Here is a 25,200-nt window from a genome sequence, read left to right on the forward strand (position 1 = left end):
ATGGAGGCGGATGCGAGTGCTGGCGAGGTCGATCCCGGTGGCGGATTTCGCTTTGCCATTGGGTCCGCATCTGGTCCTCATTCAACCGTTTACAGGATCTGGTCGTCGAAGAACAGCTCCGACTTCTACCTGACAGCTGTACCGCTAGGCAGGACCCAGAAGATCAGTCTGCATGAGTCCGGCCAGTGGTCGCACTCCTTCCTCTCCGAAGTCGCAATGCAGTACGTTCAGCGGAACGCCGATAGACACCTCGAGCGCTGGGAGCGTCCCAATCCTGCCATTCCGGGCTTCACCCGGGTCTACTCGATCACTGTGCCTCGAACGGAACTCCGGTTGACCACCCAGGACCTCTCAGATGTCCGGTGGTCACCAGACCCGGGCCACGGGTACTGGGTGCGTGTCGAGGTGATCTTGATGGACTCCGCAGGCGCAGGCACCGAAGCGGCCTGGGACGACGCGTACATCCTGGGAAAATTGCGGCTGCACAACGGCGAACGCGTCGTCGTTGTCTCGCAGCGATTCAAGCCGGCTCCCGAGATGGCGCAGCGACTCGGCGCATATCGCGACATGTTTCTTGCTAACGAGTCGGTGAACGACATGGCCAGCGCCGAATTCCCGGTGGTCGGGCTCCATGGTCACCAGGACGACGGTGCGCGGACGCTGATTGAACTCGCCATGTCTGAGCTACCGAGCGCTATTCGGATCATATGCACCGGACGACCCCAGGCCTCGCCCGCGCAGATGGACGTGCGCTTCCGTAACCCGGCGATTTACGCGAGCGGACCGATCTCCGAATCCCCGCATGAAACGCCAGACGATGCACCGGCGGGATAGGCGGATGGACGAATCGCGACGGATGCGCTGACGCGCCTGCCGTTCCGTAGTGTCGTGGTCACAGTGGCGGGGGCGTCGCTGCCGCACCCCGGCTCCTGAGTGCCATCCCGTCGACCTGGCGCAGCCCGACCGCGCGGGCGCCCGTGGGCGGCCCTCGACGCAACCGCCAGCCGAGCTACGCCAGCTTCGCCCATGGGTGTCCGCGTGGTAGCCCTCCGGGAGGTCGTCGGGATCGCACGGGCCGCCATCCTGTTGGTCTGCCCGCCCGGCGAGGGCTCCTAAAACCCAACGATCACGTTGACAGTGAAGCGGTGGCCACGCTTTTCGCGAGGACCATCCAAGTCGGTCACGAATTGCTCCGAGTCGACGATAAGCCGTTTGGGATCGAACACGTAGGCATACAGGTGTCTGCACCCCGGGTAGTCGTGGTACGTCTCGAAGTCCACGCGCAATTCGTCGGCCACTTGTCGCGCATGCTGCTTGGATCGCACGATCTTGCACTCTATGACCGCCCCAAGACTCGGGACTACCAAATCAATGCGCTTCGCCGATCCTGCACGCTTTGGCGTCCATTCTTCGCGCACGAGATCGGAGAACATTGGCCTGAGGACGACCTCGACGAGGTCTTGCACGTCATACTCGTTCTCGATAACCCACGCAGGACGACCATGGCTACGATCTCCGAGCCTCCTAGCTGCCAGAGCAACCACACCAAGAGCATTGAGGAGCAGCTCACTGGGCGGATCTACAGCAAGACGCTCAAGTTGTTCCACATCAGGCAACGCATCGACCAGTTGATAGCGCTCCGGCCGCAGGCCGCAGGTGAGCGCCTCTAACTCATCTCCGATGAAGCTCGCCAAGCATCCCCGGTTATCAATCCGGCCGCCATCCTTCAGTCGACCATTCCCGTAATCGCCATACTCAACAACTCGTCGCTGATACTTCGGGTTTGAAATCGCCAGCACGGCTGCCGCGAAATCCCCTGTGCGCTCGTACTCTTCGCTATATTGCTGGTAGGCGAGATGCGCCTCTACATACTGGAAGATCTCTGCAGGATAAAACTCTATGCGATACCGCGCAAATTCTCCACTGAATTCACCATCCTCGTCGCGGATGGCGAAGTTCGAGTAGATGGCACCCTCGCGCTCCAGTGAGATTAGGTCGTCAGCCAAGCCCGTCAAGATGTTACGGAAGGTGTGTCCGAAGGCGGACACTGTCGTCGTTCCAGGCAGATCGCGAGAATTCGTCAAGTTCGCTCCGGCGGTGGGCCCAAGATCGCTGGTTGATCATACAGGCGCGGCCGTTCCAGCAGCCGCGCGCCGGACGGGGACCGGCCGGAGGCCGCACGCCCCGGCCGGCGGGAAGCGGCGCGGCGGCGGAGCACGCCGCCTTGAACAAGTAGAGAAAGTTTGAACCCGCAGCCCGCGGCTGGTCGGCGTCTAGATCTCGTAGGGGCTCGATGGCAGCGTGGCGTCCGGGGTGGCAGCAGGTCGACGCCGTTGTGGGCTCTGCTGGCAAACGCCCAGGCGAATGGCCTCCTCAATGCGGATGCCGAGGGCCGGCATGAATCGCTCGCGAAGCTAGTCGAGCGTCAGCCACTCGGCGCGCTTGGACTCCTCGGCCCTTGTGGCTGTGTCCGCGATCAGGCGGCAGCGGAACACGAGTGCGATCATGTCGCGGACGACGTTCTGTAGAGGCCGACGAGTCGCCCGACCTCGACCTAGCCTAGACTAGACTGACTCCGGCGGTGCTTGGAAGCCGTCTTGGGTCCAGGTGATCTCGAATGGGACATCTGGGTCGAGGTTGTTGATGCGCGCGGATACATCGCGACCAGCGACGACCATCTTGATTACGAAAGTGTCAGGCAACTCGAGGCCGCGACGCGCGGCGAACGCGCGCGGGTCAACTGCCGCTTCGCGTGCGAGTTCCGGGTCGTCGGCGACGGCTTGCAGGACCTCTCCGACGCGTTCGTCACGGCCGAGTCGGATGAGTCGTTCGTGTGTGGAGATCGATCGTTCGACGCTTTTGAGGTCGCTTTCTAATATCGACGGTGAAAGCGGCGATTTAGGTGCGTCTGCGGGCGGCGGACGGCGCAGCATCTCCCGGAGCACGTCGGCCTGCTCACGCAGGTCGGCGATATCCGCCTTGTGAAGTTCGAGATACGGCTGGAGCGAGGCCAGATGCGGGTTGTCGGGCATGGACGGGTCTCCGTGACGCGCTGTTAGAGGACGGTGCCGGCATTGCCGGGCTGGTAGGCCATGACGGTGGTGACGGTCAGCTGCCCTTGCGCATCGATGGTGAACCGCATCACATTCCATAGCCGGTCGGGGGTGCCGGGGACGTCGGCGACTACCCAGCGGCCGCGTTGCGTGGGCACCGAGGTTGCGTCCAGACTGAGTAGCGTCACCGATGCGCCGGAGTTGGCGAAGGTCTGTTCGCCCGAGAAGTTGTGGACCCAGCAATGGTAGTCGCCTGCAACGAACGCGCCGGCGACTTGAGTGACGGTGATGCGTTCGGGGCCGGTGGCGTCGCGGTCATCGACATCGAGGCGAACGTACGGTACGGGCTGCATATTGCTGAACAGGCAGTGGAATCGCCCGCCCGCGTTATCCGGGCCGGAGCAGTGCAGGTCGAGGTCTCGTGGTGTAGCTCCCCAGTCGAGCTGCATCACAAACGCGGTCGGGGTCTGCACGGCGACGTCCCGGCGCAACCGGACAGTGATTGTGACGGTCCCAGATGCTGGGATCGTCGCGGGGACAGTGTTCGGCAGATACCCCGTCATCGTCGCGCGTACAGTCGCGGCGCCAGCGGGGGTGACGGCGGCGAAGGCCGCCTGCGGCGGGGCTCCGCTAGTGGTGCTGGTGCGCACCACGCCATCGCTGGTAGTGAGGCGGACGTTGGCGCCGTCGAGCGGCTGGTCATTGTTGTCCGCGTCGACGACCCGGACGATGACGGTGGCGGACGTGAGCTGCACGACCAGTTCTATATTCGCGCCTGTGGGGCCGATGGTCACGATCCGGTCGGCGCTGGGGTCTCGGTCGGTCGATAGCTTGATCTCCCCATGCGGCACGCAAGCGAACTGGAAGCGCCCGTTCAGGTCGGTCTTGGTCTGGTACGGGTTGCCGTTGGGGTCCAGCAGTGGGTTGCCTTGACGGTCGGTGAGGAACACCCACTCGCCGGGCATAGGGCTGCCGGCGGAGTCGAGGACGCGGCCGGTGACCACAGTGCAGTCCATGGGGATCGGCACATCGACGGCACCCTGGCCAGGGACTTGAGCAGTGACGGTTGCGGTTTGGAAGCGGTTCGCGGTGGCTTGCAGCGTGATCGGCCCGGCGGGCACGCAATCGCGAACGGCGTCGTCCACGGTCGCGGTCAGGCCGGCGCGGCCGTCGGATGGGCGGGCCGGCGGAGTGTGGGCCGGCGGCGTGTCGCCGGCAAACGGCACGCTCGGTGCCAGAGCGATGACGTGCGCGTCGGCGATCGGATCGCCGCTGTCGCGGCGCCTGACCACAGCGGTGACGCGCGCGCATTGGCGGCAGGGAGCATCCACCGGCGGGCGCCAGCCGAGGTCGGGTTGGACTTCGTTGAGCTCGACAGTGAACACGGTGGCCGTCGGGCCGCCGGGCGCAGCGTCGCCGTCGACGCGGGGCGGATTGGTGTCGTCGCGGAGCCGCCAGGATCGTTCCGGCTGGGCCGGGTTCTCGCTGAGGAAGCTGAAGGTCACGCCGTCCCCGGTGTTGATCGGCGTGCCGGCGGCGGCGGGGCTGCCGCCCTCAATCTTGGTGATTGTGAACGTCCACTCGTTCGGGTCGTCGCCGGTGTAGGCCGGGTAGCCAGGCGAGAATGGCGATGACACGGCCAGGGGAACGTCGGGGCCCCCGAACTGGTAGGTGACTAGCTGTGGGTCCCTCCTGTGCTTCTTTGGAAGTTTCAGGACGCCATGATCGACGCGGACGTAGACTGGGCCACGCAGGATGTGCAGCCCATAAGAAATGACGTCGTCTGTCAGTGGCCGCCAGGTGTCATCAACGGCGCGCAGTACTATTCGATCTCCGCTGCGGAGTGGCCAGGTCTCCGGTTCTTCGATCAGGAACGTGTCCCACGCTCCTGGCGTCTCGGAAGTCGGACCGAGGTACCCGTAGTAGGACGTCGGGCCGTTGATCGCCCGCAGGAAGCGGCCGTCGCCGGTGCGGATGCGGACTGCGTTGGGCTTGAACGGCGCTGGCACGCACTGGTCGTTAATGCACTCACACCACCCGGTGCAGGGAGGCCAGCAACTCATGAGGACACCGTTTCAGTGGGGCAGTGTCGGCTCCTACTGCGGATACAGGCACGCCTACGTGTCACGAAGGCCTCTTCTCGATTAGAGGGCCAGTTAGGCAGCTGCCCCTCTTCTTCTTGCATGGCGGACTGGGCTCGATAGGCGCGGAACGTGTACTGCATCTTCCTCGCGACACGAGTCGTGACCAGTACGTAGTTGTACGTATCTCCCGCTCAAGTAGCCACGGGTGAAGCCAACGGCGCCACGGGTGAAGCCAACGCGGCGCGACTGTGCTGGAACACCTGTGCGCGAAGGCTAGCTGTAGGGCACATGACTAACGTGGTCGAGAGTGAGACCTAGGGCTATGCCTGTGTGGGACGGTGTACAAGTGATGACACAACAATCCAGCATGAGCGGAGACAGTTGCATCGTGATGCACTCCAGCGTACGCAGGTTCACGTATTGAACTCCCCTGGTGTGGAGTGGTAGGGATTTAGCTCGGCGGCCTGACGGTGACGACCGAGGAGTGAGAGTGAATGACTGAGAACATCGACTTTAGCCTGGTTTACCTGCAGGATACGGCTGCTGGCAGTACGAATAGCTGTGTCACAATTGATAGTGATACCAACGATAATGGTTATCTCGCCGGTGCGCGAGGCGCTTATCCTGGATACATGTCCCATGGGAAGACGGCCGAGGCGGTCGACAACCTCCTTTCATGTCTCGCACCACACATCGTTGGAGGTTCATCGGGCAGCACTCCCGGGCTCCCCATCATCGTTGGCCATGGGAACATCGGCATCTTCGCGACTGGCGGCGGTCAAAATCCCTTCACCGACTCGAATAATCACCTGCTCGCGACGTTCAACCAGTCTGCTTGGCAAGCAGATATTGGCCGGTTGAGCGCGAGCCCATCGGCGATGCTCTCACTCATCAGTTGTGACACTGGTGCGGGCGAGGACGGCGCAGATTTGTTGTTTGAGATGGCGAAGCTCATCAACTATCCAGTCAGGGCGCGAACTGGCTTAACATACGCAGGCAATGGCCAGATAACGTTCCAAGCGGGCTCAACTTGGCAAACTGCAACCCCTCAGTCACGGCCAACAGCGATACAGCCTCCAGTAACTCCACTCCTCGGGGATAGGACCTTGATAATTCGACTGATCAATGATGATGGAAGCGAGCGTGAAGTCGATTTAGGTGCTGTCGACAGCGTTGAGATCTATCTCCCGAGTCAGACGGCGCCGGAGCAGGTAGGCCCCAATGCGCGTCTACAAGGAAGTGCCGCTCGGGATATCCTCAGCCTGGTGAACTTCGCGGCGCCCGCCCGACCAGGGGGAGCGCTGGGAGCGATCGTGACCGGACGGTTGCGCGTCAACTTCTACGAACGTGAGGGAGGCGCCTTGCAGAGCCGAGAATTCGTCATTTACAACGACCGAGTGCTTGAGGACGCATCAACGCCTGGCGTCCTCTACTGGGCCTCCCCTGGTATTCGAGCTGCTTTCGACAGCTTGCGTTAGGCTGGGTTTCTTCAATGAGCGAGTGGCGGTGTGAGTGACGCCGAAAGAAGAAGGGGCCTCCTGATCAGGAGGATATGGCTTGCTTCACGGCCGAGGCCGCCGAACGGCCGGGCAAGACGGCGATCGAGCTCAACGCTTCGCTGGGGCGGCACGCGTGTTCGGCGGTACGCGGTTGCCGCTGGGCAGCGCGGGCTACAAGCGCCAGTATGCGGAGCGCTACCCGCATGTTCCGCTGGGGCCGAGACGTGCGCTTATGCAGGGCCGGGTCAGCCTAACGGCTTCAGGCCAGGATCGGCCTTGGACAACATTCGATAGGCGGTGGCCCGCGACACCTTGAACGACGCGCACAGGTCAGCGACCGACTCCCCGCCGGCATGCAAGGCCCGCAGCTGGCGCCAGCAGGCCTATCGAATCGATGGCTGGCAACTGCTCGTCATGCATCCACTCGTCGAACAGCTCGAGCGACGACCGTCCCCCACCTTCGCGAGCATCTTGGCTCAGCCATGCCGCCTGATCGCCGCCCTCGCACTCGCCCCAGTCACCTGCCTGACACCCGACGGACGCCGTCGTCGATGATCTCCCCAAGCTCCAGTACACCGCCGGGGGCTCCCAGTGGCCGTGGTCGCGGTGCTGCACGTCCAGGGCACGGGTCTGGTCGTCGACGACCACTCCGACCACGGCCACCGAGTGCTTCGGCAGCTCGCTCATGCCGGCGCCCGCCACACCGCGATCGTCTTGTCGTCGTGTGGCTTGGACCGGGGCAGGCGCTGGCCGTCAGGGTCCTCCGCGCTTTCCCACTCTTGGGCATCCGCCAGCAGTGCGGACAGCTCGGCGGAGTCGCGAGAGGCGGCGTCGGTCCATGCGTCGAGCCGGTCAAGGTGCTTCTGGATGCCGTCGGTCGCCAGCACGACCCACGACACCGCCGACGTCGGGAAGGTGCGCACGACCAGTTCGTCGGCTGCTGCCGGGTCGGCCTCGGCGATCCAGTACCCATCGGGCCGGTTGCGGTGCGGTCGTTCGCTGCGCTGTAGCTCGCGCATCCGCGCCCGGTGGGCCTCGCCGAACCCCTCGCCCTGGCCGAGGGCGTCGCGGTAGGCGCAGCGTTGGTCGGCACCGACGTGCTGCAGGCGGTCGTCGGTGACTCGACTGGTGGTGCCGTCCGGGTGGCCGACGAGAGCGGTGCTGTCGCCGAGCGCCGCGACCTCCACCAGCTCCTCCCCCACCCGCAGGATCAGCACCGTGGACGACGGCGCCTCCCCCGCGGTCAGGTCCAGCCGGGCGGTGACGTCGACCAGAGCGTCGCGGAGCTGCTCGCGGAGATCTCCGTCGTCGACCCGGGCCAGCAGCGCCGGCAACAGGGCGTCGACGTACTCGTCGGCCGGGGGCGCCTCGGAGCTGTGCGAGCTGGCGCCGTCGAGGATCACCACGGCCCGGTCGTTGGTCCCCCACCTGTCCTGCCCGGGCGATGTCCCGGCTGGGAGTGAGGCGGCGGCGACGGTCAGGCCCATGCGCGTGGAGGGATGAGGACGTCGATGCTTTTCGGTGTCAGGGCGTCGAACTCGGCGGAGACGGCCATGCTGAACGACTCGTCAGGGTGCGCGGCGTACAGATCGGCCAGGTGGTCGGTCAGGTACTGCGCCGCGCCGATGGAGCCCAGCGCGTGGATACCCGCGATGTGGGTGATGACCTGGCCCTCGCGGACGTGCCGGGCGAGGTAGGCCACGCACGCCCGTCGGGGCTCGGGATCGTCCATCGGGGAGCCGAACCGCTCGCCGGTGGTCTTGTCCACGATGTACCAGCGGCCCCCGTCGGCGATGGTCATCCCGAGCACCGGGTCCACGCTGATGAGGGCGTTGCCGATGTGCGCCGACGCGGGCCCGCACACCACGATCGCGTCCCTGGCCGGTTCCCACTCCTCGCGCGGGTCGATCACCAGCCGCTCCGCGGTGAACGCGAGCTGCTCGACCTCGGCCAGCAGGTGGGTGCCGGTTACGTCGTCCTCGGCGGCGATGACCATGTCCTCGCGCTCGAAGATCCGCCGCCCTACCAAGGCCACGTCCAGGGGCCCGACGCCGAAGAACGCTCGGTGCGCCGGCGGGGCGCTGTTGCGTATCTGGGTGATCCGGCCCTTCGTCAGCCCGAAGGCCTTGGCGACCTTGGTGTAGCTGCCGCCGAGCTGGTCGCGGGCCTCCTCGATCGCCGTCCGCCGCAACCGGGCCAGCTCCACCGATCGCTGCTGGTAGGTGGCCAGGAGCTCGGTCGCCCTGCGCCCACGGCGCACCGGGTCAGGCTCCCGGCGCAGGCGTTCGAACTCCTCATCCACGACCGCGAGTTTAGGCCCCTTGACAAGGGGCGCGCCGCACGGGACCATCGGTTTAGGGCCCTCAACGGCGTCGCAGTGACCGTGTTTAGGGGCCTACACATTCGATGAAGGAGAGCGCAGTGCGAGACATCCCTGTGAACCTCGGCGGCTACAAGCTGACCGTGGTCGAGCCGCCCGCCCCGAAGATGCGCGAGGACGCCAACGGCGCCCAGATCCCGGTGACCGACCGGGACGGGGCCACGCAGTTCACGGTGTCGCTGTTCGCGAAGCTGCGGGTCAAGCCCGGTGAGAAGGCACCGAAGGGCGAAGAGATCAAAGTGACGCTCGGGACCGACCCCGGCCCCGACTTCGGGGAGGACGCCCGCGTGGAGCTGATCGACGCCCGGGTCACCCCGTACCAGATGGAGACCGCCGGGCGCGTGAACGCCGGCCTGGCCTGGCGGGCGATGGGCCTCAAGCACGCCCCCGCCCCCGCACCGCGCCCGCAGGGCGACAAGTAGCACCACCCGGGCCCGTGCGGCCTGGCTTCCCGGCGGCCTGACGGCCGGTCTCGGGCACGGGGCAGCCGACCCCCCTCTGGATCGGCGAAATCGCAGCAATCCGCAGTGGCTGCCCCCTGCCCGAAAACAGACCCCGCACCACCAGGAGACCCGCGTGATCACCACGACCACCTGCCCAGACTGCACCGGCTCCGGGGCCTGCGACACCTGCGACGGCTACGGCACCACCCCCGACACCCACCCCGGCGCCGACGACAGCCGGGAGTGCCCGGCCTGCCCCGGCGACGGCCTGTGCCCCGGGTGTCACGGCACCGGAACCCCCTGCACCGCAACCACTACCACGGAGACGTCATGCCTCTGACCAGCACCAGCACCAGCACCCGCGCTCAGCACGGCCGCCGACCCACGCACAGGGTAGGGCGTCTCGTCCGCCGTCTCGACCGCGAACGCCGCCGCTTCCTGCACGCCACCGCCCCGGAGGTCCCTACCGAGCAGGCGTGGCGGGCCGGGATCGCCGAGGGCCTGCGGCTCGCGCAGCTCGCCATCCGGAAGGGAGTCTGACCATGAACCGCCCGACCAACCGCCCGTCCCTGCGCCACTACACCAGCCATCGCGAGGTGGTGCGGCACTCGTCCCGGCCGGTCGGTGGGGAGTTCCGCGCCCTGGCCTGGCTCGTCCGTCATCCGCTGTTCGCGCTCGTCCCGACCGGCATCATCGCCGCCGCAGTGATGATCGGGGCGATACCGAGCGCGGCGGCTCTCGGTCTGCTCGTGCTGACTGCGGTGGTGTGGGGGCGTTTGCATCCGCCCTCGTTCGACCGCTGGGCCGCCCCGACACTTCGGGCGTTCTGGCGGCGCTGGACCACCTACCGCGGCCGCCGCTGGGCCACAGTCCTGGCCGAATGCGGACTCGCCAGGGAGAACCCGCACACCGGCCGGATCGACGCACCCCGCGTCCTGCGGGTTCGCTCGGCCACCCGCTCGATCGACACCCTGCGCGTGCGCCTGACCCGCGGCCAGGACCTCACCGTATGGGCCGGACGCACCGAGACCCTCGCCGACGCCCTCCGAGCCCACCGGGTCGCGGTCGCCCGCCACCGCCCCGGAGTCCTCACCGTGGTGGTCGAGCGACAGATGCCCTTCACCCTGCCGATCCCCGCACCCGCCATCCCCACCGACGTCCAATCCGTCGACCTCGCCGCCCTGCATGTCGGGGAGGACGAGTACGGCCGCCCCTTCCACCTCGCGGTCCCCGGCCGTCACGTCCTGGTCGCCGGCGCCACCGGCTCCGGGAAGGGCTCGCTGATCTGGGCACCCCTGCGCGCGATGGGACCCGCGATCCGCGACCGGCTGGTGCGGCTGCACGTGATCGACCTCAAGGGCGGCGCCGAGACCCAGCGCGGCCGCCGGCTCTTCCACCGCCACGCCACCACCCCGGCTGAGGCCATCGCCCTGCTCACCGACCTGCGCGACGAGATGAAGTCCCGCCAGCAGTACATGGCCGAGCACGGATTGCGGCGCCTCGACCTGAGCCCAGACACCCCGCTCGACCTCGTCATGATCGACGAGTTAGCGATGCTCACCGCCTACGGCGAACGCGCCGACGTCCGCGAAGCCCTCCGCCTGCTGGCCGAGATCCTCACCCAAGGCCGAGCGTGCCTGACCTCAGTCATGGGCTACGTGCAAGAGCCGTCCAAGGACGTCGTCGACGTCCGCGAGCTGTTCCCCACTCGGATCTGCCTCGGGGTGACCGCCTCTTCGCACGTGGACATGGTCCTCGGGGACGGAGCCCGGGAGCGCGGTGCGCTGGCCGACGAGATCCCGGGCGACCTCGCCCATGCCGGGATCGGGTACGTCATCGACCAGGCTTCCCGGCTGCCGATCCGCTTCCGCGCCGCCCTGGTCACCGACGACGAGATCGACGAGCTCGTCAGCCGCTGCGCCCCGTCCACCCGCCCGACCCTGCGCGCGATCGGGGAGGTGGCCTGAATGTGGGCCGTCACCGGATGGGCCGCCGCGACCTGGCTGCGCGTCACCCTCGCCCTCGCCATCACCCTCGGAGTGCTTTGGCTGCTGCTCGGCACTGGCTCCGGATGGTTCTGGGCCGCCGTCCTCGGCGCCGGCCTCGTCGAGTACCGGATGACCCGCGCGCTGGCCGCTGAGTGGGGCACCGAAGCCCGCTACTCGTGGTGGTGGACTCGATGACCCGCGTGCCCCGGCAGCGACGGGAGATCGACGGCCAAGGCCTTCTGTTCGACGACGACACCACCGACCGCGTCATCCGCGACGCCCACGACCCCGGCTATCTCCTGGTCGGCGTCTCAGAGGCGGTGCACACCCGCCACATCGGCACCCGCGCGGCCAAGCACGCCATCCCCGTCCGGCCCGACGTCGCCACCACCGTCCACCAGCTGATCGCCGCCGGGCGCCTCGTGCACGGGCCGCGGATCTCGGTGACCGTCGATGGGCGCGCCGAACCCGAACCCGCCACCACGGTCGACGTCTCCGCCACCGCCACCGGCCCGCAGCCCGGAGACGCGGTGCGGGTGTTCGTTGACGTCGTCCGCCCCGGGCACGGCCTGGTCACCGCCAACGCATTCACCGGAGCCATCGTCCGCGAGAACGGTACCTACCTCGTCGAAACCGACACCGGCCACGTCATCGGCCGCGCCCGCTCCTTCCGCGCCGGCGCCGAACGCCTCGCCCGCCACCACGGCCTACGCGCGGAATTCGTCGAGATCGACCACGAACACAAGCACCACGCACGATGAGCGACCTCGACCTGTCCACCCGGCTGCGCAGCTTCGACTACCCGACCTGGCGGGCCCGGATGGAAGCCACCGGCGGCTGCGCCCACCCCGTGCGGCTGCGCGGCTCCTCGACCATCACCACCACCAGCGGACAGGTGCTCGCGCAGCGGTCGGGGGAGGTGTGGGCGCCGTGCGGGAACCGGCGAGAGACCGTGTGCCCGGCCTGCTCGGACCGCTACGCCGCCGACGCCTTCCACCTCATCCGCGCCGGACTCGCCGGACAAGAACGCGGCATCCCCGCCTCAGTCACCGACCGGCCTCGCGCGTTCCTCACCCTCACCGCCCCCTCGTTCGGGCCGGTCCACACTCGACGGCTCACCACCCGCGGCCGCGTCATCCCCTGCCAGTGTGGGGAGTACCACCGCGAGCCTGACCCGCGCCTGGGTGGGGCGATCGACCACGACACCTACGACTACACCGGCGCGGTGCTCTGGCAGGCCCACGCCGGCAAGCTCTGGCACCGGTTCACCATCGCCCTGCGCCGCGCCCTCGCCGCCCGGCTCGGGATCTCGGGACGGCAGTTTGGGAAGGTCGCCCGGCTGTCCTACGCCAAGGTCGCCGAGTACCAGCGCCGCGGGCTCGTCCACTTCCACGCCGCCATCCGCCTCGACGGGCCCGACGGCCCGGCCGATCCGCCACCCGCCGGGCTCACCGCCGAGGCCCTACGTGACGCGGTGCGCGAGGCAGCAGCCGCGACCGTCCTCGACGTCGCCCAGCCCGACGGCACCACCCTGGCGCTGCGCTGGGGCACCCAGCTCGACCTGCGCGAGATCACCCCCACCGCCCACGACGCCGTCACCGACGAACACGGCGAGATCACCGACTCACGGTTGGCCGGCTACATCGCCAAGTACGCGACCAAGGGCACCGGCAAGACCGACGGCCACCCCGACCGACCCATCCGGTCACTCGCCCACCTCGAGCAACTGGACCTGGCCGAGCACCACCGGCGGCTCATCGAGACCGCCTGGCACCTCGGCGGCCTCGACGGCTACAGGGATCTCAACCTGCGCAAGTGGGCCCACATGCTCGGGTTCCGCGGCCACTTCCTCACCAAGAGCCGCGCCTACTCCACCACCTTCCGCACCATCCTCGGCGAGCGCCGGGCCTGGCGGCTCACCGAGCAGCTCACCGAGCTCGGCCACCCCGCAGACGACCCGGTGATCGTCGTCAACACCTGGGCGCTGGTCGGCATCGGCCACCACACCGACACCGACCGCGAACTCGCCATCGCCCACGCCGAACGCATCCGCGACGACCGCCGAGCCGCCAGGAGGACGACATGAGCCCCAAGGAGCTGTACCGCGTCCCCGACGTCATGGCGTTACTCTCCCTGGGCCGCAGCACCCTCTACGAGGAGCTGCGCAGCGGTCGGCTGCGCTCTGTCCGCGTCGGCCGCGTCCGGCTCATTTCCGCTTCCGCCATCGCCGACTACATCGCGCTCCTGGAGCGGGAGGCCGACGACTTCGGGATCGCCTCGTGACCACCCGTCGCAGCCGCGGGGAGGGCGGGCTGCACTGGGACGAGCGTCGACAGCGGTGGATCGCCACGGCCACCCTCGGCTTCGACGGACGCGGGAAGCGGATCACGAAGAAGGCTAGCGGGACGACCAAGACCGCTGCGAAGGACAAGCTCAAGCGGATCCTGCGGGACCACGAGGACGGGCTGACCTCGCGGACGCCGCGCTACACCGTCGGCGAGGCGGTCACCTACTGGCTCGACTACGCCCTGTCGGGCCGCTCCCCCGCTACCGTCTCGAACTACCGGACGGTCACCGAACACCACATCATCCCGTCGCTCGGCCGTCGACGGCTCGCGGACCTGTCGGCCGAGGACGTTGACCGTTGGCTCCGCGCGGAGTCGTCCCAGGTCAGCACTCGCACGCTCCGACTCATGCACTCGATCTTGAATCGCGCCGTGAACTACGCGATGGCGCGCGACAAGGTCCGGCGCAACGTCGTCGGGCTGTGCGAGATCCCCACCGGCAAGGGCGGCCGACCGTCGAAGTCGCTCACCTTCGCCCAGGCCGAGAAGCTGCTCGCCGCCGCCGAGGGCTCGCCGCTGCGGGCCTACATCGTGCTCTCGCTGCTGGTCGGCGGCCGGACCGAGGAACTGCGCGCGCTCCGATGGGCTGACGTCGACCTCGAAGGCAGGCCGGATGCCGAGCCGCCGATTCCGCCCTCGATCTCCGTCCTCCGCTCGGTTCGGCTCGGCGGCGACACCAAGACCCGCAAGTCACGGCGACGCATCGCCATGCCCCTCCGCTGCGTCGAGGCACTCCGGCGGCACAGAATCGGCCGCACCGTCGACCCCGACGACCTCGTATTCGCGACAGCCAACGGAACGGGGATGGACGCCCACAACGTCCGCCGCACCTTCCGGAGGGTGGTCGAGGCGGCCGGGCTCGATCCGAAGGCGTGGACTCCGCGGGAGCTGCGGCACAGCTTCGTCTCTCTGCTGTCGGAGTCCGGTGTGCCGTTGGAGCAGATCTCCCGGCTCGTCGGGCACAGCGGGACGGCGGTCACCGAGGCCGTCTACCGAAAGCAACTCAAGCCCGTCCTCGACGAGGGTGCGACCGCGATGGACGACCTGTTCCCGCTCGCCGCTAGTCACTCAGATAGTCACTCAGCGGACAACGACCCCGAGAACGAGAAAAGCCCGGACCACTGTCCGGGCTGATCAGGAAGGGTGGAGCTGAGGGGATTCGAACCCCTGACCCCTTGACTGCCAGTCAAGTGCGCTACCAGCTGCGCCACAGCCCCTTGCGATGAGGAAACACTACAACACCCCGCGGGGACCCTTTCGAGGGGGGTCCCCACGGGGGTCGGCCCTCAGCCCTGGATGGCCTTCTGCAGCCAGTCCGAGGCGTTGACGTCGACCTTCGTGCCGTTGACGGCGATGGTCGGGGTGCCGAACTGGCCGTTGCTCTGCAGCGCCGGGGTGGCGGCCGCGGTGTTCGTGGCGTTCTCGATCAGCCCGGTGTTCGCCTGGGCCGCCACGCACTGGCCGAAGCCCGGGCCGGCGCCGAGGGCGGTGCCCTTGGCCGTCAGCTCGTCGTTGCTGAAGCCGGCACTGCCCTCCGCAGGCTGCTCGGCGTAGAGCTGGGCGTGGTAGGCCGGGAAGATACCGGCGTCGGCGGCACAGATGGCCGCGTTGGCGGCGCGGGTCGAGTAGCCGACGGGGTTGCTGGCGCGGTCCAGGATCGAGATCGCGTGGTAGTTGACCTTGATCTGGCCGGCGTTGAGCGCGGTCGTCAGCTGGTCCTTGTAGGTCGTCTCGAAGCGCTCGCAGTACGGGCAGAGGTAGTCCTCGTAGACGTCCACCGTCACCGGCGCCGCGGCCTGCCCTGCGGTGATGACCGCGCCGTCGCGCGCGACCGGGTAGTTCGCCGCCGGGGCGGCCGTCTCGGCCGCCTTGTTCTTCATCGTCACGACGACCCCGACGACGATCGCCGCGATCACGACGACGGCCACGATCGTCAGCACCAGGCTCGTGCCGCTCAGCCCGCCCGGCCCCCGCCGCTTCGGGGTGATCCCCGCCGCACGCAGCCGGGCCTCGGCCGCGGCCTGCCGCCGCTTCCGGTCGCTGCGATCCGCTCCGCCCACGTCAGTTCCTCTCCGCACCCGAACCCGACGTGACGAGGGGGCCGGCCAGCCTGTTCTCCACGGCGAGCAGCGTCCGCGGCCGCACGATCAGCCAGGCCGCCAGCAGCAGGAACCCGGTGTCGCGGAGGACCTCCTGGACGTACTGCGTCTGCCCGGGCGCCACCGCTCCGCCGCCCCCGAAGCAGCCGCAGTCGATGTTCAGCCCGCGCGCCCAGGCCTGGCTCACGCCGGCGACGAACACCAGCAGCAGCGCGGCCGAGAGGACCGCGACCACCCGGGTGCCGATCCCGAGCAGGAGCAGCAGGCCGAGCGCCAGCTCGAACCAGGGCAGCACCCCGGCGACGACCGCGACGGCCTCCCGGGGCAGCACGTCGTAGGCCCGCACGGCGACGTACGTCTGCGCCGGGTCCACGGCCTTGAGCAGCCCCGACACGAGCCAGACGGCCGCGAGCCCGAGCCGCGCGAGCGTGCCGACCCCGTCGAGAACACGGCCCCTCGTCACGCCGCGACCGTATCCGGGTCACCTGAGACCCGGGTGAGCGACTCTCAGAACTGCTCGCGCGCCGACTCCTGCTCGAGCACCGCGCCGAGGTCCTTCAGCCGGTTCATGCCCGCCACGGCCCGGGCGGTGCGGTTGTTGTCGGCCAGCAGGCCCTGGTGCCGGTGCACCCACTGCCAGTAGCCGGCGGTGAAGGGGCAGGCGTCGTCGCCGAGCCGCTTCCTCGGGTCGAACGCGCAGCCGCGGCAGTGGTCGCTCATCCGGTCGAGGTAGGCGCCGCCCGACGAGTACGGCTTCGTCGCCATCTTCCCGCCGTCGGCGTGTTGGCTCATCCCGATGACGTTGGCGGGCATGACCCACTCGAAGCCGTCGACGAACGCGCTGCGGAACCACTCGTTGAGCTCGGCCGGCCGGTAGCCGCGCTGCAGAGCGTGGTTGCCCAGGACCATCAGCCGCGGGATGTGGTGCACCCAGCCGCGGTCCCGGACGCCCTGGAGCGCGCTGCGCAGGCAGGCCGCGGTGACGGCGTCGGCGTCGAGCTCGGCCCACCAGTCCGGCAGCGGGGTCCGGGCCCGCAGCGCGTTGCGCCGGGTGTAGCCCTTGCCGAAGTGCCAGTAGAGGTGCCAGACGTACTCGCGCCAGCCGAGGATCTGCCGGACGAACCCCTCGACGCTCGGCAGGTCGACGTCCCCGTCACGGTAGGCCTGCTCGGCGGCGTGCACGGCCTCGAGCGGGTGCAGCACGCCGTGGTTCATCGGCACGGACAGCAGGGAGTGCGACATCGCCCAGTCCTGCTCGAGGATCGCGTCCTCGTAGGGCCCGAAGGTGCCGAGCCGGTGCCGGACGAAGTGCCGCAGGGCCTCGACGGCCTCGTCGCGGGTGATGGCGAACCAGCGCGGCCCGTCCCGCCCGACGGTCGGGTACCCGGCCTCGTCGAGGTCACGGCGGACCTCGTCGTCGATCCGGTCCTCCTTCGGCTGCCACGGTCCCTTCACCCGCAGCGTGCGCTCCCCCCTCGGCGGCGGCTCGCGGTTCTCGGGGTCGTGGTTCCAGCGCCCGCCGACCGGCTGGTCCCCGTCCATCAGCACGTCGAACCGCTCGCGCTGGGCGCGGTAGAAGTCCTCCATCCGGAACCGGCCGCGCTCGCCCGCCCACTCCTCGAACTCCGCACGCGGGAGGGCGAAGGTCGGGGTGGGCAGGACGTCGGCGACGAGCCCGTCCTTGCGCAGCCGCTCGACGAGCTCGGCCGCGGCGAACGACGTCGGCGCGTGGACGACCACCGGCTCGCCCACCTGCTCGAGGGCCTCGCGGTAGGTGTCGGCGCGCACGTACCGGGCGCGGTCCCCCAGATCCGCGGCCAGGTGCCGCATCCCGGACAGTACGAGGTGCAGCTTCTGCCGGTGGAACCGCTTGCGGCGCAGCGCCCGGCCGGACTCGACGAGCACCACCTCGCGGTCGCGCATCCCCTCCGTGCCGTGCACGTGGGGGCCGAGCTGGTCGGCGAAGAGCCAGAGCGGTTCCCGTCCCATCCGATCAGTGTCGGTTCGCCGCGGGGCGGTCGCGAGTCGACGGATTAGGCTTCGCGGCGTGAGCGATCCGGCTTTCGAGGCCGAGCTGGCCGAGCACCGGCAGGACCACCGGCACCGCGACGTCTCCGGCGGCTGGTTGCGCGCGGCGACGTTCGGCGCGATGGACGGCCTCGTCACCAACATCGCGCTGATCGCGGGCGTCGGCGGTGGCGGCGCGGACCGGCAGGTGATCGTGCTGACCGGCATCGCCGGCCTGGTCGCCGGCGCCTTCTCGATGGCGCTCGGCGAGTTCGCCTCGGTGGGCACCCAGAACGAGGCGATCGACGCCGAGGCGGAGGTCGAGCGTCGCGAGCTGGCCCGGCACCCGCGCGCCGAGCAGGCCGAGCTCGTCGACGAGTACCGCAAGCTCGGGCTGTCCGAGGAGACCGCCCGCCGCGTCGCCGAGGAGATCAGCGCGAACCCCGACATCGCGCTGCGCGTGCACGTCAGCCAGGAGCTGGGCGTCAGCATCGACGACAAGCCGTCGCCCTGGGTGGCGGCCGGGTCGTCGTTCCTCTGCTTCGCGATCGGCGGGATCATCCCGCTGCTGTCGTTCCTGTTCGGCTCCCCGTCGCTGCTGCTCGGGCTGGGCATCGGGGCGGTCGGGCTCTTCGTCGCCGGCGCCCTGTCCTCCCGCTTCACGGTGCGCACGTGGTGGGGCGGCGGCCTGCGGCAGTTGATGTTCGGCGCGATCGCCGCCGGCGCCACCTACCTCGTGGGCATGCTGATCGGTGTGACGGCCGGCTGACCCGCGGGTGTGACAGGCTGGTCGCCGGCATGCCCGCACCGCACGTCAGGAGAACGCCGTGACCGCTGAGGTCCCGCTCGAGGGGCTCGGCGCGCAAAGCCTGGTCGAGCTCGCCCTCGACCGGATCCGCGGCGACATCCTGCGCGGGGCCATCGGGCCCGGCGAGCGGCTGGTGGAGGAGCAGCTGACCCGGCGGTTCGGGATCAGCCGCGCCCCGGTGCGCGAGGCGTTGCGGCTGCTCGGCCAGCAGGGCCTCGTCGAGCACCTTCCCCGCCGCGGGGTCCGGGTGGCGGAGCTGTCGGCGCGCGACATGACCGAGCTGTTCGGGCTCCGGGACGCCCTCGAGCGCTACGCCGTGGAGACCGCGCTCGGCGGGGGCGCCCGGCCCGACCCGGAGAAGCTCGCGGTGCTCGAGCGGGCGGTCGAGCGGATCGAGCGGGCGGCGAGCTCCGACGAACACGGCGAGCACGACGACCACGCCGCCGTCGACCGCGCCGAGGCGCACCGCGAGTTCCACCTCGCCCTGGTCGCGCTCGCGGGTCATCGGCACCTGCTCCGGGTCTACGAGCCGGTGATCATGCAGCTGCAGCTCTACATGGCCGCCAACATGCGCCGCGAGGCCGAGCAGCGCTCCCCCGCCGAGGGCGCACACCGGCACCGGCACCTGTACGAGGCCGTGGCCTCGGGCGACGCCCAGGCGGTTCTCACCGCACTGGCGAGCCACGGCGCCCGGACCTACCTCCGCCCCGAGCTCGAACCCTGACCGTCAGGGCCTCAGCTCGTCGATCAGGTTGAAGGGGTCGCGGCCGCCACCCGGCCGCGCCGAAGCCGGCCTCGCGCGCGAGCGCACACGTCGGCGCCGGTCCGGCCTGGTTGCCCAGCCACGCCTGCGGCGGACCCGACAGGCCGCTCGACAGGCAGACGTACACCGAGGCGGCGGCGAACACCTTCCCGAGCGGGTTGAGCCCCTCCGCGACGGTGTCCCACGCCATCGGCTCCACGAGCATCACGATGCCCCCGTCGGCCAGCGCGGCCCGGACGGCCCGCAGGGCGCCGACCGGATCGGGCATGTCGTGCAGGCAGTCGAAGAAGGCGATGAAGTCGTGAGAAATGCGTACGGACGGCAGGCCTAACACAGCCGTAACGCACGACACCTTCCCCTGACACCAAACTGTCGACAATCGACCGGGTGCAGACAGCGACTGCGGCCTCCTCGACGGGGGTGCTCGGCCTCCGAACGGCCTACCGCGCGGGCACGTTCCGTCCACGCGAGGTGGTCGACGCCGTGCTGGGGAGGATCGCCGAGCGGGGCGACGACGCGGTGTGGATCAGCGTCACGCCGGCCGCCGAACTGCGGGAACGCGCCGCCGAGCTGGAGGACCTCGACCCGGCGGCGCTGCCGCTCTACGGCGTCCCGGTCGCGGTCAAGGACAACATCGACGTCGCCGGCCTCCCCACCACGGCCGCCTGCCCGGCCTTCTCCCGGACCCCGACCGTCGACGCCGGCGCGGTGCGCCGGCTGCGCGAGGCCGGCGCGGTCGTCGTCGGGAAGACGAACCTCGACCAGTTCGCCACCGGGCTCAACGGGGGCCGCTCCCCCTACGGCGCGCCGGAGAGCGTGTTCGGCGGGGACCTGATCTCCGGCGGGTCCAGCTCGGGCAGCGCGGTGGCGGTCGCGGCCGGGATCGTGCCGGTCGCCCTGGGCACGGACACCGCCGGGTCCGGGCGGGTGCCCGCGGCGCTCAACGGCGTCGTCGGGCTCAAGCCGACCCGCGGGCTCGTCGGGGCCTCCGGGGTGGTGCCGGCCTGCCGGTCGCTCGACTGCGTCAGCGTCTTCACCCGGGACACGGCCGACGCGGCCGCCGTGCTGCGGGTCCTCGCCGGCCCGGATCCCGACGACCCGTGGTCCCGCACCGGCACCCCCCTGCCGCGCGGCCTGACCCTCGCGGTCCCCGAGGACCTCGACTTCGAGGGCGACGCGGGCATGCGCACGGCGTTCGAGGCCGCGGCCGATGCCGCCGTGGCCCGGTCGACCGGGTTCGTCCGGACGTCCGTGGGCCCGCTGCGCGAGGCCGGGGACCTGCTCTACGGCGGGCCATGGGTGGCCGAGCGGCTCGCCGTCCTGCAGGACTTCCTCGCCGCCCACCCCGACGGCGTCCTGCCCGTCACCCGCGCGGTGATCGAGCGGGGTGCCGGGTTCTCCGCGGTCGACGCCTTCCGTGCGCAGTACCGGCTGCAGGAGCTGAAGGCCTGGACCGACCGGCTGTTCGCGACCGCCGACCTCCTGCTGCTGCCCACCGTGCCGACGACGTTCACCCGCGCCGAGCTGGCCGCGGAGCCGGTCGCCCGCAACCTCGTCCTCGGCCGCTACACGCAGTTCACGAACCTGCTCGATCTCGCCGCCCTCGCCGTCCCCGCCGGCACGACGGCGGACGGCCGCCCCTGTGGGGTCACGCTCGTCGGTCCCGCCTTCTCGGAGGACCGGCTGCTCGCCGCGGCCGCAGCGCTCGTGCCCACCCCTGTCCCGTCCACTCCGGAGGTCCCGTGACAACCGACATGCACGCACGTCCCGACCGGACCGCTCCACCGCGGACCGCCGTGCTCGGACCCGTGGCCGCCCGGCCCTACGCCTGGCCGTACGACGGCGCGGTCCCCGCGTCGAGGACGGCCCTGATCTGCATCGACTGGCAGGTCGACTTCTGCGGGCCGGGCGGCTACGTGGACCGGATGGGCTACGACATCGCCCTGACGAGGAAGGGTCTCGGGCCCACCGCGCGGCTGCTGCAGCACGCCCGCGAGACCGGCATGCTCGTGATCCACACCCGCGAGGGCCACGCACCCGACCTCTCCGACCTGCCCGCCAACAAGCGCTGGCGGTCGAAGCAGATCGGGGCGGAGATCGGCTCCCCCGGACCGGCCGGCCGCATCCTGGTCCGGGGCGAACCGGGGTGGGAGATCGTCCCGGAGGTCGCGCCGGCCCCCGGCGAGGTGCTGATCGACAAGCCGGGCAAGGGCGCGTTCTACGCGACGCAGCTCGACCTCGTCCTCCGGTCCAACGGCATCACGCACCTCCTGCTGACCGGCATCACCACGGACGTCTGCGTGCACACCACCATGCGCGAGGCGAACGACCGCGGCTACGAGTGCCTGGTCCTCTCCGACTGCACCGGCGCCACCGACCCGTCCAACCACGACGCCGCCCTGCACATGGTGACCATGCAGGGCGGGGTCTTCGGCGCCGTCGGGACCGCCGACGCCGTCGTCGAGGCGACCACCTGGAGCACCCCGTGATCCCCGCAACGATCTCGGTCGACGCCGCACCCGGCGCCTTCACCTTCGAGCCCGCCAGCACCGCCCTGGTGATCATCGACATGCAGCGGGACTTCTGCGAGCCCGGCGGGTTCGGTGAGACCCTGGGCAACGACGTGTCGCTGCTCCGCAGCGTGATCCCGCCCCTGCAGCAGGTCCTCGCCACCGCCCGGGCACTGGGAATGACCGTGATCCACACGCGGGAGGGGCACGTCCCGGACCTGTCCGACTGCCCGCCCGCCAAGCTGAACCGCGGCAACCCGACGCTGCGGATCGGCGACCCCGGGCCCAAGGGCCGGATCCTGGTCCGCGGCGAGTACGGCCACGACATCATCGACGAACTGGCCCCGCTGCCCGGCGAGCCCGTCGTCGACAAGCCGGGGAAGGGCTCCTTCCACGGCACGGAGTTCGGCGCCCTGCTGCGCGACAGGGGCATCACCAGCCTGGTCGTCGCGGGCGTGACCACCGAGGTCTGCGTGCACACCACCGTCCGGGAGGCCAACGACCGCGGCTACGAGTGCCTCGTGCTCTCCGACTGCACCGGTTCGTACTTCCCGGAGTTCCACCGCGTCGCGCTGGAGATGGTCGCCGCCCAGGGCGGGATCTTCGGCTGGGTCGCGGACTCCACCGCCCTGCTCGAAGCCCTCACGCGGGAGGCCGTCGCATGACCACGACCGAAGCAGCCCCACAGCCGATGAAGCTCTCCTGGTGGGCGTCCGGTGACACCAACGCCTTCTTCGGCCTCGGCTTCAACACCCTGGTCAACGTCCTGACCCTGTCCGGCCTCTGCCTCGGTGTGGTCAAGATCCCGGGCGCCGACGTGTTCGGGGTGATCCTGCCGGCGCTGGGCGTCCAGCTGCTGATCGGCAACGTCTACTACACCTACCTCGCCCGCCGGCTCGCGCGCCGCGAGGGCCGCACCGACGTCTGCGCGATGCCCTACGGCCCCTCCGTGCCGCACATGTTCATCGTCGTCTTCGTGATCATGCTGCCGATCTACCTGCAGACGAAGGACCCGCTCACGGCCTGGGCCGCCGGCCTGGCCTGGTCGTTCATCATCGGGCTCATCGTGCTGCTCGGGGCGTTCGTCGGGCCGTGGATCCGGAAGTACACGCCGCAGGCGGCGATGCTGGGCACCCTCGCCGGCGTCTCGATCGCGTTCATCTCGATGCGGCCGGCGGCGCAGATGTTCGAGGCGCTGTGGATCGCGCTGCCGGTCATGGTGATCATCCTGATCGGCTTCTTCACCGACCTGAAGCTGCCCGGGAACATCCCGGTCGGGCTCGCCGCCCTGCTCGTCGGCACCGCGATCGGATGGATCGGCGGGTACATGTCGGCGCCCGACGTCGGCGCGGCCGCGCAGAACATCGCCCTGTCCCTGCCCACCGGCAGCTTCACGCGGCTCGGCGAGGGCCTGACCGACGTCGCCCCGCTGCTCGCCACCGCGATCCCGCTGGGCATCTACAACTTCACCGAGGGCATGACCAACGTCGAGTCCGCGGCGGTCGCGGGCGACGAGTACAACCTGCGCGCGATCCTCGCCGCGGACGGCGTCGGTGCGGTCGTCGGCTCGGTCCTCGGCTGCCCCTTCCCGCCCGCCGTGTACATCGGCCACCCCGGCTGGAAGGCCGCCGGCGGCCGCACGACGTACTCGCTGGCGTCGGGCGTCGTGATCGCGCTGATGTGCTTCCTCGGCCTGTTCTCGCTGCTCGGCGCGCTGTTGCCGACTCCGGCGATCGTGCCGATCCTGCTCTACATCGGGCTGCTGATCGGCGCGCAGGCCTTCCAGGAGACCCCGCGTCGGCACGCCGTCGCGGTCGTCATCGCGATCATCCCGAACATCGCGTCGTGGGCGGCCGGGCTGATGAACAACGCCCTGTCCGCGGCCGGGACGACCGCGCAACAGGTCGGTGAGGAGGCCCTGACCGGGGCCGGGCTCGTCTACCACGGCACCGTGCTGCTGGGCGGCGGCGCGATCCTCGCCGGGATGGTGCTGGGCTCCATCACGGTGTTCGTCATCGACAAGAACTTCTTCGCCGCGGCCGTCTACTCCGCGATCGGCGCGGTGCTCGGCTTCATCGGGCTCATCCACGCCGAGCAGGTCGGCTGGGACGTGGGCGGGCAGATCGCGCTCGGGTACCTGTTCGCCGCGGTGCTGCTGGCCGGGTTCGGGCTGGCCATGCGCCGGCGCGGGGCCGTCGGCGACGGGGTGCGCGAGGACCAGCCGGTCGCTGCGGACCTCGTCGGCGCCGAGCCCGGCGAGGGCGTCCCGGCCCCGCGCGAGGGCGAGCCTGCCCCGGCCGGCACCGCCCCCGCCGACTCGGGGCCCGACGGCCGCGGACGCCCGGCGTCGGCGTGACCGGGCTGCTGCCCGGGTTCTCCGGACCGTCCGCCGCAGGGGCGGGGGCACACGCCCCCGCGGCGGGCACCTCCGGCGCCGCGGATCCGCGGGTCGACCAGCCGGAGGTGGTGGCCGGTGTCCGCACCGTGTTCGAGCGCTACGAGCGGGCCCTGCGGGAGGCCGACGTCGCCACCCTGACCGAGCTGTTCTGGGCCGACCCGCGCTGCGTCCGCTACGGGGTGGCCGACCGGCAGCACGGCGCGGAGGAGATCGCGGCGTGGCGCCGGGCGCACCCCGGCGTCCCGCCCGGCCGGACCCTGTCGGAGACCGTGGTGCTCGCCGTCGGCGAGGCGACGGCGGTGGTCAGCACGCTGTTCGGCTACCCCGGCCGAGCGACCGAGGGCCGCCAGACGCAGACCTGGGTGCGGTTCCCCGGGCTCGAGGGCCACGGCGGCTGGCGAATCGTCGCGGCGCACGTGTCCGAGGTGCCTCGGTGAGCACGGTCCTGCTCGCGGTCGTGGCCGCCCACCGGCGCGGCCAGCCGTTGCACCCCGAGCTGCTGGCTCTCGGGGCCCGGTTCGCGGGGATCGGCCGGACCGCCCCGGTGTACCGGCTGCTGGCGCTGACCGGGGACGACGTCCTGCGCGGCGGGCTGGTCCGGGTGACCGACGGGGGCGCGGAGGTGGAGGTCGAGCTGTTCCGGCTGCTCGTCCCGGCGGTCGGCCGGCTCGCCGTCGCCCTGCCAGCACCGCTGGCCGTCGGCACGCTCGTGCTGGCCGACGGCCGGTCCGTGGTCGGCATCGTCTGTGAGGGCTGGGCCGCGGGAACGGCCCGGGACGTCACGGCGCACGGCAGCTGGCCGGCCTATCTCGCGGCCCGGTGA

At 70.0% G+C, this 25,200-nt stretch carries 29 protein-coding genes and 1 tRNA gene; 18 read left to right on the forward strand and 12 right to left on the reverse strand.

The features are described from left to right. Positions 1 to 834: a hypothetical protein gene (locus tag LWC35_RS17925; protein ID WP_232871296.1), complete on the forward strand. Its 834-nt coding sequence runs from the start codon at positions 1 to 3 to the stop codon at positions 832 to 834. Between the two features lie 278 nt (positions 835 to 1,112). Here LWC35_RS17925 and LWC35_RS40340 read toward each other — a convergent pair whose 3' ends face one another. The 3 genes from LWC35_RS40340 to LWC35_RS40345 form a co-directional block, all read right to left on the reverse strand. Next, positions 1,113 to 2,048 carry a PD-(D/E)XK nuclease domain-containing protein gene (locus tag LWC35_RS40340; RefSeq protein ID WP_232871297.1) on the reverse strand — a complete coding sequence of 312 codons (936 nt, stop codon included), beginning with the start codon at positions 2,046 to 2,048 and terminating at the stop codon, positions 1,113 to 1,115. Positions 2,049 to 2,564: 516 nt separating this feature from the next. After that, a complete protein-coding gene (locus LWC35_RS17935) occupies positions 2,565 to 3,032 on the reverse strand; it encodes a hypothetical protein (RefSeq protein ID WP_232871298.1) in 468 nt (155 codons plus the stop codon). A gap of 23 nt (positions 3,033 to 3,055) precedes the next feature. Then, positions 3,056 to 5,062: a carboxypeptidase regulatory-like domain-containing protein gene (locus tag LWC35_RS40345; protein ID WP_232871299.1), complete on the reverse strand. Its 2,007-nt coding sequence runs from the start codon at positions 5,060 to 5,062 to the stop codon at positions 3,056 to 3,058. Between the two features lie 569 nt (positions 5,063 to 5,631). Here LWC35_RS40345 and LWC35_RS17945 point away from each other — a divergent pair. After that, positions 5,632 to 6,615 carry a hypothetical protein gene (locus LWC35_RS17945; protein WP_232871300.1) on the forward strand — a complete coding sequence of 328 codons (984 nt, stop codon included), beginning with the start codon at positions 5,632 to 5,634 and terminating at the stop codon, positions 6,613 to 6,615. Between the two features lie 266 nt (positions 6,616 to 6,881). On the opposite strand, the gene LWC35_RS40970 is transcribed toward LWC35_RS17945, so the two are convergent. The 4 genes from LWC35_RS40970 to LWC35_RS17960 are packed head-to-tail and all read right to left on the reverse strand — an operon-like array spanning position 6,882 to position 8,938. Continuing rightward, positions 6,882 to 6,995, reverse strand: a complete 114-nt coding sequence (locus LWC35_RS40970; protein ID WP_372463062.1) for a helix-turn-helix domain-containing protein — start codon at positions 6,993 to 6,995, stop codon at positions 6,882 to 6,884. Beyond that, positions 6,967 to 7,323, reverse strand: a complete 357-nt coding sequence (locus LWC35_RS17950; protein WP_232871301.1) for a hypothetical protein — start codon at positions 7,321 to 7,323, stop codon at positions 6,967 to 6,969. Before LWC35_RS17950 ends, LWC35_RS40970 begins: the two co-directional genes overlap by 29 nt. Next, on the reverse strand, positions 7,320 to 8,123 hold the full coding sequence (locus tag LWC35_RS17955) for a protein phosphatase 2C domain-containing protein (RefSeq protein ID WP_269804351.1): 804 nt from the start codon (positions 8,121 to 8,123) through the stop codon (positions 7,320 to 7,322). The genes LWC35_RS17950 and LWC35_RS17955 overlap by 4 nt, the downstream gene beginning before the upstream one ends. Then, positions 8,114 to 8,938, reverse strand: a complete 825-nt coding sequence (locus LWC35_RS17960) for a hypothetical protein (protein WP_232871303.1) — start codon at positions 8,936 to 8,938, stop codon at positions 8,114 to 8,116. Before LWC35_RS17960 ends, LWC35_RS17955 begins: the two co-directional genes overlap by 10 nt. 119 nt (positions 8,939 to 9,057) lie before the next feature. Between LWC35_RS17960 and LWC35_RS17965 the strand changes: the two genes are divergently transcribed. From LWC35_RS17965 to LWC35_RS18000, 8 genes are all read left to right on the forward strand, one after another. Continuing rightward, positions 9,058 to 9,438 (forward strand): hypothetical protein, encoded by a 381-nt coding sequence (locus LWC35_RS17965; protein ID WP_232871304.1) that lies wholly within the window; start codon positions 9,058 to 9,060, stop codon positions 9,436 to 9,438. Between the two features lie 351 nt (positions 9,439 to 9,789). Then, complete coding sequence (locus LWC35_RS17970; RefSeq protein ID WP_232871305.1) at positions 9,790 to 9,999, forward strand: hypothetical protein; 210 nt, start codon at positions 9,790 to 9,792, stop codon at positions 9,997 to 9,999. 2 nt (positions 10,000 to 10,001) lie between these two features. After that, a complete protein-coding gene (locus tag LWC35_RS17975) occupies positions 10,002 to 11,426 on the forward strand; it encodes an FtsK/SpoIIIE domain-containing protein (RefSeq protein ID WP_232871306.1) in 1,425 nt (474 codons plus the stop codon). Next, positions 11,427 to 11,642: a hypothetical protein gene (locus LWC35_RS17980; protein ID WP_232871307.1), complete on the forward strand. Its 216-nt coding sequence runs from the start codon at positions 11,427 to 11,429 to the stop codon at positions 11,640 to 11,642. Then, on the forward strand, positions 11,639 to 12,208 hold the full coding sequence (locus LWC35_RS17985; RefSeq protein ID WP_232871308.1) for a hypothetical protein: 570 nt from the start codon (positions 11,639 to 11,641) through the stop codon (positions 12,206 to 12,208). The genes LWC35_RS17980 and LWC35_RS17985 overlap by 4 nt, the downstream gene beginning before the upstream one ends. Then, positions 12,205 to 13,533, forward strand: coding sequence for a replication initiator (locus LWC35_RS17990; RefSeq protein ID WP_232871309.1), 1,329 nt, complete (start codon positions 12,205 to 12,207; stop codon positions 13,531 to 13,533). Before LWC35_RS17985 ends, LWC35_RS17990 begins: the two co-directional genes overlap by 4 nt. Continuing rightward, positions 13,530 to 13,730, forward strand: coding sequence for a helix-turn-helix domain-containing protein (locus LWC35_RS17995; RefSeq protein WP_232871310.1), 201 nt, complete (start codon positions 13,530 to 13,532; stop codon positions 13,728 to 13,730). Before LWC35_RS17990 ends, LWC35_RS17995 begins: the two co-directional genes overlap by 4 nt. After that, on the forward strand, positions 13,727 to 14,926 hold the full coding sequence (locus LWC35_RS18000) for a tyrosine-type recombinase/integrase (protein WP_232871311.1): 1,200 nt from the start codon (positions 13,727 to 13,729) through the stop codon (positions 14,924 to 14,926). The genes LWC35_RS17995 and LWC35_RS18000 overlap by 4 nt, the downstream gene beginning before the upstream one ends. Positions 14,927 to 14,936: 10 nt before the next feature. Here LWC35_RS18000 and LWC35_RS18005 read toward each other — a convergent pair. The 4 genes from LWC35_RS18005 to LWC35_RS18020 form a co-directional block, all read right to left on the reverse strand. Next, positions 14,937 to 15,009: transfer RNA gene (locus LWC35_RS18005), tRNA-Ala, on the reverse strand. Between the two features lie 69 nt (positions 15,010 to 15,078). Further along, on the reverse strand, positions 15,079 to 15,852 hold the full coding sequence (locus LWC35_RS18010) for a DsbA family protein (RefSeq protein ID WP_232871312.1): 774 nt from the start codon (positions 15,850 to 15,852) through the stop codon (positions 15,079 to 15,081). A 1-nt stretch (position 15,853) separates the two neighbouring features. Next, positions 15,854 to 16,354 carry a MauE/DoxX family redox-associated membrane protein gene (locus tag LWC35_RS18015; protein ID WP_232871313.1) on the reverse strand — a complete coding sequence of 167 codons (501 nt, stop codon included), beginning with the start codon at positions 16,352 to 16,354 and terminating at the stop codon, positions 15,854 to 15,856. Between the two features lie 44 nt (positions 16,355 to 16,398). Next, positions 16,399 to 17,880 carry a cryptochrome/photolyase family protein gene (locus LWC35_RS18020; protein ID WP_232871314.1) on the reverse strand — a complete coding sequence of 494 codons (1,482 nt, stop codon included), beginning with the start codon at positions 17,878 to 17,880 and terminating at the stop codon, positions 16,399 to 16,401. A 58-nt stretch (positions 17,881 to 17,938) separates the two neighbouring features. On the opposite strand from LWC35_RS18020, the gene LWC35_RS18025 reads away from it, so the two are divergent. Next, a complete protein-coding gene (locus LWC35_RS18025) occupies positions 17,939 to 18,667 on the forward strand; it encodes a VIT1/CCC1 transporter family protein (RefSeq protein ID WP_232871315.1) in 729 nt (242 codons plus the stop codon). Between the two features lie 58 nt (positions 18,668 to 18,725). Further along, on the forward strand, positions 18,726 to 19,430 hold the full coding sequence (locus tag LWC35_RS18030; RefSeq protein WP_232871316.1) for a GntR family transcriptional regulator: 705 nt from the start codon (positions 18,726 to 18,728) through the stop codon (positions 19,428 to 19,430). On the opposite strand, the gene LWC35_RS18035 is transcribed toward LWC35_RS18030, so the two are convergent. Continuing rightward, the gene (locus tag LWC35_RS18035) at positions 19,372 to 19,803 is read right to left on the reverse strand and encodes a hypothetical protein (protein WP_232871317.1); all 432 of its coding nucleotides are present in this window, start codon (positions 19,801 to 19,803) and stop codon (positions 19,372 to 19,374) included. The genes LWC35_RS18030 and LWC35_RS18035 overlap by 59 nt on opposite strands. Positions 19,804 to 19,856: 53 nt before the next feature. On the opposite strand from LWC35_RS18035, the gene atzF reads away from it, so the two are divergent. From atzF to LWC35_RS18065, 6 genes are read left to right on the forward strand one after another with little or no spacing between them, the layout of a single operon-like run. Further along, the gene (gene atzF, locus LWC35_RS18040; protein ID WP_232871318.1) at positions 19,857 to 21,215 is read left to right on the forward strand and encodes an allophanate hydrolase; all 1,359 of its coding nucleotides are present in this window, start codon (positions 19,857 to 19,859) and stop codon (positions 21,213 to 21,215) included. Between the two features lie 8 nt (positions 21,216 to 21,223). Beyond that, the gene (gene biuH / locus LWC35_RS18045; RefSeq protein WP_232871319.1) at positions 21,224 to 21,958 is read left to right on the forward strand and encodes a biuret amidohydrolase; all 735 of its coding nucleotides are present in this window, start codon (positions 21,224 to 21,226) and stop codon (positions 21,956 to 21,958) included. Then, positions 21,955 to 22,644, forward strand: coding sequence for a cysteine hydrolase family protein (locus tag LWC35_RS18050; RefSeq protein WP_232871320.1), 690 nt, complete (start codon positions 21,955 to 21,957; stop codon positions 22,642 to 22,644). The genes biuH and LWC35_RS18050 overlap by 4 nt, the downstream gene beginning before the upstream one ends. Next, positions 22,641 to 24,335: a regulator gene (locus LWC35_RS18055; protein WP_232871321.1), complete on the forward strand. Its 1,695-nt coding sequence runs from the start codon at positions 22,641 to 22,643 to the stop codon at positions 24,333 to 24,335. Before LWC35_RS18050 ends, LWC35_RS18055 begins: the two co-directional genes overlap by 4 nt. After that, the gene (locus LWC35_RS18060; protein ID WP_232871322.1) at positions 24,332 to 24,814 is read left to right on the forward strand and encodes an AtzH-like domain-containing protein; all 483 of its coding nucleotides are present in this window, start codon (positions 24,332 to 24,334) and stop codon (positions 24,812 to 24,814) included. Before LWC35_RS18055 ends, LWC35_RS18060 begins: the two co-directional genes overlap by 4 nt. Next, positions 24,811 to 25,200: an allophanate hydrolase-related protein gene (locus LWC35_RS18065; protein WP_232871323.1), complete on the forward strand. Its 390-nt coding sequence runs from the start codon at positions 24,811 to 24,813 to the stop codon at positions 25,198 to 25,200. The genes LWC35_RS18060 and LWC35_RS18065 overlap by 4 nt, the downstream gene beginning before the upstream one ends.

This window comes from Pseudonocardia kujensis (assembly GCF_021283305.1).
In the GTDB taxonomy this organism is placed as follows: domain Bacteria; phylum Actinomycetota; class Actinomycetes; order Mycobacteriales; family Pseudonocardiaceae; genus Pseudonocardia; species Pseudonocardia kujensis.